14 protein-coding genes and 1 riboswitch are annotated in these 13331 nt (G+C 44.5%); of the genes, 8 read left to right on the top strand and 6 right to left on the bottom strand.

What is annotated here, in order from left to right:
* Positions 1 to 66: 66 nt before the first annotated feature.
* From phnE to MP3633_RS13085, 4 genes are all read right to left on the bottom strand, one after another.
* On the bottom strand, positions 67 to 855 hold the full coding sequence (gene phnE / locus MP3633_RS13100) for a phosphonate ABC transporter, permease protein PhnE (protein WP_112137457.1): 789 nt from the start codon (positions 853 to 855) through the stop codon (positions 67 to 69).
* 103 nt (positions 856 to 958) lie between these two features.
* The gene (gene phnD, locus MP3633_RS13095) at positions 959 to 1975 is read right to left on the bottom strand and encodes a phosphonate ABC transporter substrate-binding protein (RefSeq protein WP_176335882.1); all 1017 of its coding nucleotides are present in this window, start codon (positions 1973 to 1975) and stop codon (positions 959 to 961) included.
* A 17-nt stretch (positions 1976 to 1992) separates the two neighbouring features.
* Entirely contained in the window at positions 1993 to 2868 is an 876-nt protein-coding gene (gene phnC / locus MP3633_RS13090; RefSeq protein WP_112137461.1) for a phosphonate ABC transporter ATP-binding protein, read from the bottom strand.
* Between the two features lie 443 nt (positions 2869 to 3311).
* On the bottom strand, positions 3312 to 4193 hold the full coding sequence (locus MP3633_RS13085; RefSeq protein WP_176335881.1) for a LysR family transcriptional regulator: 882 nt from the start codon (positions 4191 to 4193) through the stop codon (positions 3312 to 3314).
* Positions 4194 to 4317: 124 nt separating this feature from the next.
* Here MP3633_RS13085 and MP3633_RS13080 point away from each other — a divergent pair, with 124 nt between their 5' ends.
* The 6 genes from MP3633_RS13080 to thiM all read left to right on the top strand — a co-directional run bounded on the left by MP3633_RS13080 (position 4318) and on the right by thiM (position 10164).
* On the top strand, positions 4318 to 5520 hold the full coding sequence (locus MP3633_RS13080; RefSeq protein WP_176335880.1) for an MFS transporter: 1203 nt from the start codon (positions 4318 to 4320) through the stop codon (positions 5518 to 5520).
* A gap of 85 nt (positions 5521 to 5605) precedes the next feature.
* Positions 5606 to 5706, top strand: a riboswitch (TPP riboswitch).
* A 74-nt stretch (positions 5707 to 5780) separates the two neighbouring features.
* On the top strand, positions 5781 to 6653 hold the full coding sequence (gene thiD, locus MP3633_RS13075) for a bifunctional hydroxymethylpyrimidine kinase/phosphomethylpyrimidine kinase (RefSeq protein WP_176335879.1): 873 nt from the start codon (positions 5781 to 5783) through the stop codon (positions 6651 to 6653).
* A complete protein-coding gene (locus MP3633_RS13070) occupies positions 6643 to 7461 on the top strand; it encodes an ABC transporter ATP-binding protein (protein ID WP_176335878.1) in 819 nt (272 codons plus the stop codon). The genes thiD and MP3633_RS13070 overlap by 11 nt, the downstream gene beginning before the upstream one ends.
* Positions 7451 to 8251, top strand: a complete 801-nt coding sequence (locus MP3633_RS13065) for an ABC transporter permease (RefSeq protein WP_176335877.1) — start codon at positions 7451 to 7453, stop codon at positions 8249 to 8251. The genes MP3633_RS13070 and MP3633_RS13065 overlap by 11 nt, the downstream gene beginning before the upstream one ends.
* 87 nt (positions 8252 to 8338) lie before the next feature.
* Positions 8339 to 9295, top strand: coding sequence for an ABC transporter substrate-binding protein (locus MP3633_RS13060; protein WP_176335876.1), 957 nt, complete (start codon positions 8339 to 8341; stop codon positions 9293 to 9295).
* 83 nt (positions 9296 to 9378) lie between these two features.
* On the top strand, positions 9379 to 10164 hold the full coding sequence (gene thiM / locus MP3633_RS13055; protein WP_176335875.1) for a hydroxyethylthiazole kinase: 786 nt from the start codon (positions 9379 to 9381) through the stop codon (positions 10162 to 10164).
* Between the two features lie 80 nt (positions 10165 to 10244).
* On the opposite strand, the gene MP3633_RS13050 is transcribed toward thiM, so the two are convergent.
* Positions 10245 to 10790 (bottom strand): GNAT family N-acetyltransferase, encoded by a 546-nt coding sequence (locus tag MP3633_RS13050; RefSeq protein ID WP_176335874.1) that lies wholly within the window; start codon positions 10788 to 10790, stop codon positions 10245 to 10247.
* Between the two features lie 212 nt (positions 10791 to 11002).
* On the opposite strand from MP3633_RS13050, the gene thiE reads away from it, so the two are divergent.
* A complete protein-coding gene (thiE, locus tag MP3633_RS13045; protein ID WP_176335873.1) occupies positions 11003 to 11617 on the top strand; it encodes a thiamine phosphate synthase in 615 nt (204 codons plus the stop codon).
* Positions 11618 to 11845: 228 nt separating this feature from the next.
* The gene (locus MP3633_RS13040; protein WP_176335872.1) at positions 11846 to 12265 is read left to right on the top strand and encodes a tetratricopeptide repeat protein; all 420 of its coding nucleotides are present in this window, start codon (positions 11846 to 11848) and stop codon (positions 12263 to 12265) included.
* A 66-nt stretch (positions 12266 to 12331) separates the two neighbouring features.
* Here the strand turns inward: MP3633_RS13040 and MP3633_RS13035 are convergent, their stop codons facing one another.
* Positions 12332 to 13228, bottom strand: a complete 897-nt coding sequence (locus MP3633_RS13035) for a pseudouridine synthase (protein WP_176335871.1) — start codon at positions 13226 to 13228, stop codon at positions 12332 to 12334.
* Between the last annotated feature and the right edge of the window lie 103 nt (positions 13229 to 13331).

The following is a 13331-nucleotide window of genomic DNA, read 5'->3' as shown; positions in this document are numbered from 1 at the left end:
AAGGCGCTTGGTAACTATTTGTCTTATTGATTGCTTGTCTAGACAAATTTTCTGGGCAAAAAAAAATCAGATAAACGCTTTGCGCAAACGCTGTGAAATCAAATCAATAATGACCACACAGATAATGATGACGATCATCACGGCGCACGTTTGCTGAAAGTTAAAACCTCGCATGCTTTCCCAAAGGATGACGCCAATACCGCCAGCGCCCACCATGCCGACAACGGTGGCTGAACGCACATTGGATTCGAATCGATACAGGGAATAGGAAATCCACAGAGGAAGGACTTGTGGAATCACCCCATAAAGAATTTCTTCAAGCTTGTTCGCACCAGTGGCTCTAACGGCTTCTGCAGGACGCGGATCGATCGCTTCAACCGCTTCAGAAAATAGCTTGGCTAATACGCCGGTAGTATGAATAAACAACGCCATTACCCCCGCGAAAGGGCCGAGTCCGACGGCGACCACAAACAGCATGGCAAACACCATTTCATTAATGGCACGAGACGCATCCATCAGGCGGCGCACTGGTTGATAAAGCCAAGCCGGTGCCATGTTTTCAGCACTCATCAAACCAAAAGGGATGGCGAAAATAATCGCTAGCACCGTTCCCCAAAGAGCGATGTGCAAGGTGATGATCATTTCATCTAGATAATAGGAAAGATCACGAAAATCTGGCGGGAAAAAATCGCCCGCAAATTCCAACATATTGCCGCTGTCTTTAATTAAGATAAGCGGATTCATTTCGGCCGCATTCCAGCCCCAACCCAGCAGCATAAAAAGCACTGCCCAGCTTATTGCCGATACCCAATTAAAAGGCTTTTTGATGAGAGGGTTTGCCGTTATATCGCTCATATTACGTCTCAATTCGTCTTTAATCCGAAAGTGAAGGTAAGGGCGAGGTTGTGACCACGCCTTTACCTTAATGCGGTTTTTCCTACGTTAGATCTGCAAGAAATTAGTTGGTTTTTGCGGCGGCAATAGCGTCCATTGCACGATTTAGTTCGGCTAGCTGATCATCAATGGCTTGTACTTTTTGTGATTTTTCATTCGCTGCCATTTTTGGATCGTTGTTTAACTTAAGGCGTTCTTTGAACAACACTAGCTGGCGGATTGGCAATAGTTGATCGTCATTAGAGGCTTTGAATGGTGCCCACTGTAGTGCTTCTAATATTTCAATTTCAGCAGAATCGTTGGTTTTTCCGTAGCTCATCATGAAGTCGTAGACTTTACCTTTGACGCTTTCAGGTAAGTTTTTACGCCATACAATAGGATCAGCTGGGATCAAAGGCGATTTCCAGATGATTTTTACTTTGTCGTATTTATCAGGGTGCGTTAACTTGATGCGAGCCACGTTTTCCGTGTTGTTCGTCGCTACATCCACCTGTCCAGATGCGACCGCAAGGAAGTTTGTTTCATGGCCTGCGTTGGTTGTGCGTTTGAAAATTTTCTTTGCATCAACGTTGTTTTTGGCAAACACATAGTAGCTAGGCACTAAAAAACCAGATGTAGAGTTTGGATCACCATTTCCAAAGGTTAATTCTTTGCTGTGTTCAAGCATGTCAGCAACAGAATTGATTTTGGTGTTGTTTTTGTTGACCAATAACAAGCTCCAGTAACCTGGATTACCCGTTACGTCGACAGTTTGTGCGAATATTTGCGCACCAGAACGGTCAACCGCTTCTAGCGCCGATTTGTTGCCTAACCAAGCGATATCGACTTTATCAAAACGCATTGCCTGGATGATGCCTGCGTAGTCCGAAGCAAAAAAAGGTTTTACTTCCATGCCCAGTTTCTTAGACATATCGTCTAAAAATGGCACCCAGACTGTTTTTAAATTCTGTGAAGATTCGGTAGAAATGATGCCGAAGTTCAGCGTTTTCATGTCTTCTGCTTGTACTGTCACGGGAGCCGACAGCAATGCGAAAAATGCCGTCGCTGACATGGCTTTGGCAATAAACCTTTTTAATTTCATAACGTAAACTCCAATAATTAATTGATCAATGAGTGGTGCGTTGCATGATTTATTTCTGTGGTAATTCGTCCATTTTTAGGAAGAGGCATTTCATTTAAGATGGCTTGAGAGGAATCGTTAATAGACAGCTCTTCTGGTTGAGATCCGTAAAGTGATGCGAGGTTTTCTTCATTCAAGTGATGAATGAGGTTATCGAAAAACACCTCTCCATCTTGCAGAGCCACGGCGCGTTCACAGTACTTTTGCGCGTAGTCCACTTGATGCAGCGTTACTACAACGGTGATGCCATCTTTTTCGTTGATGTCTTTCAAGGTTTGCATGATCAAACGAGAGGATTCAGGGTCAAGGGACGCAATGGGCTCGTCGGCCAAAATCACCTTGGCTTTTTGCATCAGAGCGCGGGCGATGGCCACTCGTTGTTGCTGACCACCAGAGAGTTCTGAAGCACGCTTTAAGGCGACGTTTTTTAACCCCACTCTTTCTAGCGCTTCAAGTGCCATGTGCTTTTCTTCAGCGGTAAACCAACCCAGCAAGCTGCGGTAGGTCGGAATACGACTGAGTCCACCGATCATCACATTGGTTAATACGCTTAAACGACTTACCAAATTAAATTGCTGAAACACATTGCCTATCTGCGACCGAGAAGTACGAACGTGTTTGTCTAATTTGCCGCGTTGTTGAATGGTATTGCCTAGCACCTTAATGCAGGAATCGCTGTGTTTATCGGCGAGAGTTAAGCCTGAAATATGTCGCATAAGCGTAGACTTTCCAGAACCTGAAGGGCCAATAAGAGCAACCATTTCGCCTTGTTTAATTGATAAATCCACATGCTTTAATGCACAGACTTCTTTGGTGAAGTGTTTTTTTACACCAGTGATTTCTATAATGCTCATTGGATGTCGACCTCTTTAATTGATGAACGCAAAAGCGTTTCTGATGAGGCGATACTAGGTAGGTTTTGTGACAGTTTGGTTATCTAGATAAGTCTAAAAAATGACCAATTTATGACAGTTTGGTATTTTTAAAATGAAACCGAGCATGGGATTAGTAACTTGTCTAGCTAAGTAACTAAAAGCAAACGCCAGTAGGGCTAGCGCTTTAGAATTCTTAAGCGCTAGCCTGTCTAGTCGCAATAAATGGGATGAAAAGCGCAGGAATAAGCGCATGAGGTAAATAAAAAAAGTGAGAAAATATTGAATCGTATGGTGTTATTTATTTATTACGTAGGAGGGCGGCTTGATATGGATCATATCGTGGTGTGGAACGTTTACGCTTTAAACGACAATGCCCACGCTTTTTACTGTGAGTAGATACAGAGCATGGGTATTTTTTATGTTTACTGGTTATCACGTCCATGTTCACTAACAAAGTCGAGAAAAGCGCGGTTAGCTTTAGAAAGGTAACTGTCTTTTCGCCATGCGATGCCAAGGTCTAACCAGATTGGTGGATCAAAGGAGCGCGTGATCAGTTGGTCGTCTTCCTCTATTACCATAGCGAGTAGCGTGGAAATGCCAAAGCCTTGTTGAGTGATGGATTTAATGAGCGGAATGAGGTTGGTTTCAAAGCCAATTTTAGGTGTTTTTTTACAGGCTTTGGCTAGCTTGTCGACAATTCGTCGATGAAAATAACCTTCTTTAAACATGACCAACTCTTCTTCGAAAAAAGCGTCAGGCGAGACTCGCTCTAGTTGACTAAACGGGTGATCGGTCGCGACGGTCACTAACATTTCTTCTCGAATCAGCGCTTGGGTTTGCAGGCTGTCCGGTAAGGTTTCAGCGACAATAACACTTAAATCTAACTCACCATTTTCGAGCATTTTTTGCAGCTGCCAGGTACCGCCTTCAATGACTTTTAGCATGAGAGTGGGATAGCGGTGTCGAAACGCCATGAGAATGGGTGGGAAATAGTAAGACCCCAACATGCTGGGAATGCCCACACGGACTTCGCCTTGGCTCAGGCCTTTTAGTTCGCTCATTTCGAGTAATGCGTCGTCAGTGGCTTGGATGATCTTTTCAGCATGCAGCCGTAATTTTTTACCTTCATCGGTGAGGCCAATGTTTCTATCGGCGCGATGGATCAAGGTCAAACCCAAATCATGTTCTAATTTTTTAATCGCCATGCTAACGGCAGGTTGGGCCACGCCAAGCAGCTTGGCGGCCTGAGTAAAGCTCTGAGTTTTAGCAATGGCAATGAAATAACGTAGCGGTTTAATGTCCATCAATAATCCTTATGGATTGGATAAGATAGATATATTTTATTGATAAATTGGCTGGGCGTATAGTGTGCCAATAATATTCGCCTCATTGGGGTGATTTTCGCGGTGTTGATACTGGAGTTTTGTTGTGATTGAAGTGAATAGCTCTGTTTTTTGGCGAGGAACCTTAGCTTTAGTGATCGGTTCTTTTATGGTCTTTGCCAACGTGTACGTCACTCAGCCCTTGTTGCCCATGATAGCGAACGAATTTTCGATTAGCCCGCTTCAGGCCAGTGCCAGCTTTACGATAACGACGTTGACCTTAGGGATATCGTTACTCTTCTATGGGCCGATATCGGACGCCTTGGGCCGAAAAGGCATCATGGTGATGACCATGGTGGGCATTACGTTAACGACCTTTTGTTTGTCCTTAGTACAAAGCTATGAGTCTCTACTGGCATTGCGAGCTTTGCAGGGATTCTTCTTGGCGGGTTTACCTGCTATTGCGGTGGCGTACTTGGGGGATGAATACACGCCAGAAGCCTTAATGGTCGCCGTCGGTTTATACATTAGTGGCAACACGTTAGGTGGCATTGGAGGTCGTCTTATTGGTGGCTTTGTTGGTGAGTGGTTAGGACGTTCTGCAACGTTTGGCGTGATGAGCGCTATTAGTCTTGTTTGTTTGTTGGCTTTTTTCTTTTTATTGCCTAAATCACAACACTTTGAACCCAAGCCTTTACGAGTCGGTCATATCCTGATGAATATGAAGGATCATCTACAGAATCGCCGTTTGCTAACCTGCTATTTGATTGGTGGGTTTAGCTTCTTTATTTTTATAAATCAATACAGCTATGTAACCTTCGTATTGGAAGCGGCACCTTATAACTTAACGGCAAAATACGTCGGCTTGCTGTTTCTAACGTATTTGTCTGGCACCTTGGGGTCGGCTATATCGGGGAAGCTTGCGAAACGTTGGAGCCAGCCTAATATAATCGTATTAGGCACCTGCATCTTTATGTTTGGTTCCTTAGTGACACTGGGTGGTTCTTTAATGGCCATTATTATCGGCTTGCTCATTAATAGTTTTGGCTTCTTTTTAGGCCATTCGACGGCCAGTAGCTATGTAAGTCGAAACGCGAAACACGCCAAAGCCAGTGCGTCTTCTTTGTATTTGGTATTTTATTATTTAGGCGCCAGTCTTGGCGGTTTTTACCTCGACCCGTTTTGGCAAGCCGATGGTTGGGCTGGTGTCATCATGGGATCTTGGTTGGTATTGAGCGTGGTTGCGCTTGCTGGTGTGAGCTTGATCAAAGACAACAAGCGTACGGTGCAAATTACGGCGACAAGTTAGCATCATCATAACGCCTTACTGTCTGGTTCTTTGTCCGACTTCAATTATCCTTTGTTGCGCTTTCGATGAATCTTGTTAGTATTGCCGCCTATAGTCGGGGGGCCGTTAAGGCTGAGATTGCACATTTGCAGACCCGTTGAACCTGATTCAGTTAATACTGGCGTAGGGAACTATACATCTTGTTATTGATGATTGGTGATCCTACTCCTATCTTAATGTAACTCGATCTAGTTCCAGAACGCCCGTTCTTGGAGCTTTATATGTCGAGTGATACAACAACCCCTTCTGCTCATGTGTCTAAAAGTACAGCTAACCTTGTTTCTACGCCCATTGTTTTGACAATTGCTGGTTCTGACAGTGGCGGCGGAGCAGGCATTCAAGCTGATATTAAAGCCATGTCTGCAACAGGAAGTTACGCTTGTTCGGTGATTACTGCGATTACCGCTCAAAATACACTCGGCGTTTCTGCCATTTTTCCTATTCCTCTTGAACACATTGAAAAACAGCTCGATGTGGTATTTTCTGATCTGAATGTCATCGCGGTCAAAGTAGGGATGTTGGCAGATTGCGACACAATCAAATTAGTTACGGCAAAGCTCAAGCAATATCGCCCTAAATTTCTAGTCGTTGATCCTGTTATGGTTGCGACCAGTGGGGATCTTTTGCTAAAAATGACGTCCATAAATACACTCAAATCCGAATTACTTCCTTTGGCTGATCTCATTACCCCCAACCTTCCAGAGGCCGCCGCATTAACGGGCTCTCTTGTTCCAACAGATATCGCATCCATGACGCTAATGGTCGACAAACTGCGCCAGTTGAAAATGAAAACCGTGCTGTTGAAAGGTGGGCATCTGGAAGAAGACGAAAACAGTACCGATTTTCTAATCTTTGCCGATCGCCTTGAGGTCTTAACCTCCCCACGTATTCATACTCGAAACACACATGGCACAGGTTGTACATTATCTTCAGCGATTGCCTCGTATTTGGCGCAAGGTAATGACTTATTGCACGCGGTTCAGTTAGGCAAAAAATACATTACTCAAGCAATAGAGCACGCAGATGAATTGCAAATAGGTCGTGGTCACGGACCGGTAAACCATTTTTTTAATGGCCACGCCAATGTCCGCTAATTTGGCGACTTTTTCAGTCCCAAAATCTTCGATTAAGATAACGATAACTCAAGGTTATCTACGGTATCTTGATAGTACGACGCCTACGTTAAACCATCTTAATATGACCATTCCAGCAGGGCAGTGGACATGTGTTTTGGGGCGTAGTGGTTGTGGAAAAACCTCGTTTTTGCGTTATCTTGCCGGCCTGCTTGATCAACAAATAGAGTGGTCTGGCGAGTTACAAATTGAGCCTGCGAATTGTGCGTTAAAAGATCAAATTGCTTATATGGCGCAGCAAGATTTATTGATGCCGTGGTTGTCGGTATTAGACAACGTCTTGTTAAGTTCTAAATTCGGAGCTCGGGGAGACTCCGTTGCTCATGATCAAAAAGTACAAGCATTGGCTTTGTTGGGAAAAGTCGGGCTTGCCGATCATGCTAATCGTTTACCTCAACAGTTATCGGGTGGCATGCGTCAACGCGTCGCCTTGGCAAGAACCCTGATGCAGAACAAACCAGTCGTGTTAATGGATGAACCATTTTCTGCATTGGATGCGGTGACGCGCTATCGATTGCAAGATCTAGCTTGCACCCTACTGCAAGACAAAACCGTTGTTTTAATTACCCATGACCCACAAGAGGCGATTCGCCTTGCTCACCATATCTACATCATGCAAGGAAATCCCAGCACGACGGCGTTCTTAACGACGCTTGAGTCTTCTACACCACGCACATTCGATGCCGAGGGTGCACAACTTCAGCAGCGAATTATGGCGTGTTTAGAGCATGATCATGGTGATCAATGTGGGGATGAAAATGAGCGATAAATTTCGTATTACGGCTAAGCCACATCAAAAAGAAAATAGGAATGCGAGTCTGCATTCTGCGCTCCGTATTGTGGTGAGCTTTGTCGTTATTTTGGGGTTGTGGCAAGCCGTCGTGGTTGTCTTTGCTATGCCTACGTTTATTTTACCGGCACCTTTAGACGTCTTCGAAAAGCTACTGCAACGACGAGAGGTTCTTTTTAAACATACGCTGGTGACGGGGGCAGAAATAGTACTCGGCTTATTTTTAGGTCTGTTTATGGGACTGTTTTTTGCCTTACAAATGTTGTTGTTTAAGCCGATAAAACGCTGGTTACTACCTATTTTAATTGCCAGTCAGGCGATTCCTGTTTTTGCCATTGCGCCACTGTTGATGATCTGGTTGGGCTATGGGATTGCCTCCAAAATTGTGATGGCCGCGATCATCATCTTCTTCCCTGTTACTACCTGTTGCTACGACGGTTTGCGTAATACGCCGTTGGGTTATCTCGACCTTGTCAAAACCATGGGGGCTACAAAGTGGCAGAGACTCCGTCATATTCAATTCCCCGCGTCTTTACCCACGCTGGCGTCTGGAATTCGTGTCGCCGTGGTGATTGCGCCTATAGGCGCAGTAGCAGGGGAATGGGTGGGTTCTAGCGAAGGCTTGGGTTATCTAATGTTGCAAGCCAATGCCCGGATGATGATCGATGAGATGTTCGCGGCGTTGCTTATTTTATCTTTACTGTCCGTCTCACTTTATTTTGTCACCGATAGGTTATTAAAAAAATTCATTCCGTGGGGTGTTTCGTAAACGCCGCGCATTCAAATATTTCGACACGTGTTATGAACAAAAAAACGATTACTCATAAAAATGCCTACTAAAAGGAAAGGAAAAGTAATGAATAAAAAAATGCTATTAAGCAGCATCGTACTTGCTGCGTCTTTGTTGTCTGTCACTGGACAAGCACAAGCAGAAGAGAAAAAACTCACCTTGATGTTGGATTGGTTTGTAAACCCAAATCATGGCCCTATCGTGATTGCCAAGCAGCGAGGGTATTTTAAGGACCAAGGTCTTGAGGTGGAGATTCAAGAGCCCTCTGATCCAAGCACGCCAGCGAAGCTAGTGGCCGCGGGTAATGTGGATTTAGCCGTATCTTATCAACCTAATTTAACCATGGATGTGGCCGCTGGTTTACCGCTTATTCGTGCAGCAACCCTGATCGCAACCCCATTGAACACGCTTACCGTACTGGACAATAACACCATCGATGGCATCGCTGACTTGAAGGGTAAAAAAATCGGTATCTCTGTGGCCGGTAACGAAGAAGCGATTGTCGGCACCATGTTGAAAACACACGGTGTGAAATACGAAGAGGTACAAATCATTAATATCGGTTGGGCACTGTCGACGTCTCTTGCGTCAGGCAAAGTGGATGCAACATGGGGTGGTTTCCGTAATTTTGAAGCCAATCAATTGGCATTAGAAGGCATAGAAGCAAAAGCCTTTTTCCCAGAAGAACACGGCGTGCCTGTTTATGATGAACTGGTCTTTGTTGCCAATGCGAACAGCTACGACAAAGCGGCGATTCAAGGCTTCAATAAAGCGATCGAGCAAGCCACGATCTACATCGTTAATCATCCGCAAGCGTCATGGAATGAGTTTGTTGCGTACAAACCAGACACTTTAAACAACGAGCTAAATGAATTGGCTTGGAAAGCAACGTTGACGCGTTTTGCGTTGCGTCCTTCAGCGGTAGACTTGAAGCGTTATGACGACTATGCCCAATTTATGTATGACCAAAAAATCATTAGCACGTTACCAAAAGCCAAAGACTATGTGCCGAGTTTTCAATAAGTCGTCCGCGACTTTTAGGAAATAAAAATTGGAAATCAGAGCGTAGAAGCTGACGTTAACAGTGAAAAGCAAAAGGTAACAGTATGAATATCGATACGATTATTAACGCACTGCATGCCGTGCGTGAGCAGAAACCGCTGGTGGTGAATATCACTAATTACGTGGTGATGAACAACACGGCCAACGCGTTGCTGGCTATTGGTGCTTCCCCAATCATGGCGCACTCCCGTGAAGAAATGGCGGAGATGATGTCCTTTTCCGGCGCCTTAGTGATTAATATTGGAACCTTAGACAGCCTTTGGATACCGCGTATGATGGTCGCGGTAGAGCAAGCGAATAACCACAATAAAGTTGTTGTGCTTGATCCGGTTGGTTGCGGTGCGAGTAAACTACGCACACAAACATCTCGGCAGATTGCTGAAGCCGCGAACAAGTTGATCATTCGAGGCAATGCGTCGGAAATCATCGCCTTGGCGGGAGAGCAAGGGACAAGCAAAGGCGTCGACTCAATGGACAGCAGTGAAGCCGCCGTCGGCGCCGCGCAATATTTGGCGAAAACCTACCAATGTAATGTGGTGGTCTCAGGGGAAACGGATTTTATTATTACCGCTGACTGTCAAATTAAGCTTAATAACGGCCATATTATGATGCCGTATGTGACGGGAATGGGTTGCACACTGAGCGCATTAACTGGCGCGTTTGCCGCCGTCGGTGAAGAAACCGGCTTAGCCGCCGCTGCGGTTTTGGGTGTCGCGGGTGAAATCGCCGCAGAGCAATCCAAAGGCCCGGGGAGCTTACAGCTTAATTTGTTAGACGCCTTGTATTTGTTGGATGAAGAAACATTGATTCAACGGCTTAAAATGAGCTGAGGTAAAAAAATTATTGAGGGGCTATTCGCTGAATTGTTTTTTTTAATACAATGTCATCGATTAGTTCCTCAATACTAATATTATGCCTTCGCGGTAATATTGTGTGGCAGTAAAGGGTGGTCATTTTTCCACACAAAAAGCATGTCATTTACCTTTTCGCCATTACCCGGTGGTTGCCATAAATTAGTTTCTTGATGTCTTGCGCCAAGACGATGATAAAAGTGTTGGGCGTCGACATTGTCTTCTAGTACTTCAAGGTATAAGCCTTTGTGTTTGAAGGTGTTATCCACCCATTCCGCAATTAAATAGAGTAGTTGCTTGCCAATACCTTTGCCTTGAGCGGCGCTTGAAACATGCAAGTTGTCTATAAAGGTTCCCCACTGGGTACTTTCATGGCCAAAGGCGCAGATAAATCCGTATATTTCATCATTGTCTGTCGCGACTATGATGTATTGATTTTTTTTAGGTGAAGACAAGCGACTTGCCCAAGCGTTTTGTCGTTCATCCCAGACATCATGATCAAGAAAATCATCTGGAAAAATACCGCGATAGGAGTTACGCCAACTCTGGGCATGCAGCTGAGCGATGCCTTCTAAATCGTCCATATTCGCTATTCTGTATTGCATTAATTGGGGACTCCCTGCTGATTTTTACTCGATCTATCGTGCGTATTTTAAATGCCATTTTACTAACGGATACTAAAGCGAATTGTTAATTCCTACCACCCTAAAGAATTCGACACGTATGAGATTAGGGTAAACGTATTCGTCATCATGTTAATATGTCTCGCATTTGACGTACTATTAATGCCATTAAATAACCAAATGTTGAGAGTAAAATGAACCCGTATCGTTTGTACTTAGTCACCGATGATCAGCAAGATCTAGAAACGTTAAAAGCCGTGGTAACAGGCGCCGTTGCTGGTGGCGTGACTATGGTTCAAGTACGCGAAAAGCACGGTGACGTACGCGCTTTTATTGAAAGGGCATTTGCGGTTAAAGCCATTTTGCAGGGCACAGGCGTGCCTTTAATCATCAATGACCGAGTCGATGTTGCGTTAGCGGTAGATGCCGACGGCGTGCACCTTGGTCAATCTGATATGCCCGCGGACACTGCGCGTCGTTTGATAGGTAAAGACAAACTGCTTGGTCTTTCCATTGAAAACGAGCAACAGCTTATTGACGCTGAATCCTTGCCGATTGATTATGTAGGGTTAAGCGCCATTTTTGCCACACCAACAAAAAGCAACACTAAAAAAGAATGGGGAATAGAGGGGCTGCGCAACGCAGTTGCCAAATGTTCTTTTCCAATCGTCGCGATCGGAGGCATTAATGCGTCTAACCTAGACGCCATTGTTGGCACTAACGTCGATGGCGTGGCGCTCGTCTCTGCAATATGTCACGCGCCAAGCCCTAAACAAGCGACAATCGATTTATTGAAACAGATAGGTTGAGCTTTTTTACTCAGAAGAAAGTACGGCGTTTGGTTTTAATATCGCATTAGCCAACAATGACAGAGGTTCTTTGGTGCACATGTAAGTGGATCGCCAGCGTTAATAGCACAAGCGAACGCTTACAGAACCAGTCGATATGCTTGAAGCGCGACAAAAGCTGTCATAAATACGCTATAAAAATTAACATACCCTTCATTGCATCGCTGAATGTCTAATATAGAGTGAATTATGAACACGAAAATATACAAAGAAGTCCTTTTTCTAGCCAAAGAATTAATGAGTTGCGCTCATAAAAAGGACCAAACTGGCTTTGATACTTATTATGAAGAATTGAAGGCAATCTGTAACGACAACGACGATACGGACAAAGATCACCCTGTACAGTGGGAAACACTGGGGGATTTCACCGATGATTTAGAATTGGCGGTTTCTATTTACGACAAAGCGTTGTTGAAAGCCGCCGCGATGAATTCAAAAGATTACCTATCATCGATTGGCTTTTCAGCCGCGTTGCTGAAAATAGAATTGGGTGAAAAAGCGAGCGCCATTGAGTATTTGGAACAAGCCAAAATACACAGCAATAAAATCATCGATAAAGAACTTAAAGCTGAAATTCATGATCTCTTAAAAGAACTGAAAGAAGCGTAAAAGACCAAATTCAAAATCATCGGCCAAGACTGCTAAGATGACGTTGTTCTTGGTCTAATGACAGCGTTATTTTTGGTCTAATAGCAAGTTGTCGTCATAACGAAAGTGTCTAGAATGCTGAGTGATTGGGTCAATAAACTGAAGTTCCTTGGCCAGTAACTGCAATGGCGCTGAATAATTATCCGCTGATTGAGGTTGTAGTTGCGGGTAATATTTATCGTTCAGAATCGGCCAACCCAATGTTTGCATATGTAGACGCAACTGATGGGTTTTCCCTGTTACTGGGTGCAGTTCAAACAGTGCCTGCTGAGTCGTTTGTTGCACGCATCGAATCATCGAATGGCTGTTAGCTTCGCCTTTAGTCACTTGCATGAGAAAGCGTGGTTCAGACGGCACGATACGATTCCTAACGTCCCACTTTTTATCGATTAGATGGTCATCGCTGCTGATGCTTGCTATGGCCTGATAGGTTTTGTGTATTTGTCGCGTTTCAAATAACCGATGATAATCATGGCGAGTGTCTGGATTAATAGAGAACATCACTAAACCGGCTGTCACTCTGTCCAAGCGGTGCAGCGCTTGTAAGCTTTCGATGCCTGTGCTGCGACGTAAACGATTTTGCAAACATTCATTCACATAGATACCACCAGGCGTAACGGCGAGAAAGTGGGGTTTATAGGCGACTAAAATATGCTGATCCTGAAAGAGTATTGATTCTTTAAAAGGAATACAGGGTTCGCTTTCGACTTCTCTGTAATAGTAAACCCGCTGCTGTGGCTGAAAGCGTGATTGCGCGTTTATCAGTGAGCCGTCGTGCCAGTGAACTTTGCCATCGGCCATACGTTGTTGCCAAATCTGCGCATCAACATAAGGAAACTTAATGATTAGGTATTCCAATACGGTGACGACGCCGGGATTCGTCTGCGGTAAACTCAGTTTTGAGGGATGTTCAGAAATGGCCATTTTTTAGCCCAAACCTTCGGCTATAGCATGTGTTTGATCGCGATTATAACATGCGTTTGATCGTGCTAGGTTATGATTAGTGTTTTATAGAACCATTGGTTTT

Origin of the sequence: Marinomonas primoryensis (assembly GCF_013372285.1) — a bacterium.
Classification (GTDB): Bacteria; Pseudomonadota; Gammaproteobacteria; order Pseudomonadales; family Marinomonadaceae; genus Marinomonas; species Marinomonas primoryensis.
This window is presented reverse-complemented; position numbering and strand designations above follow the sequence as displayed.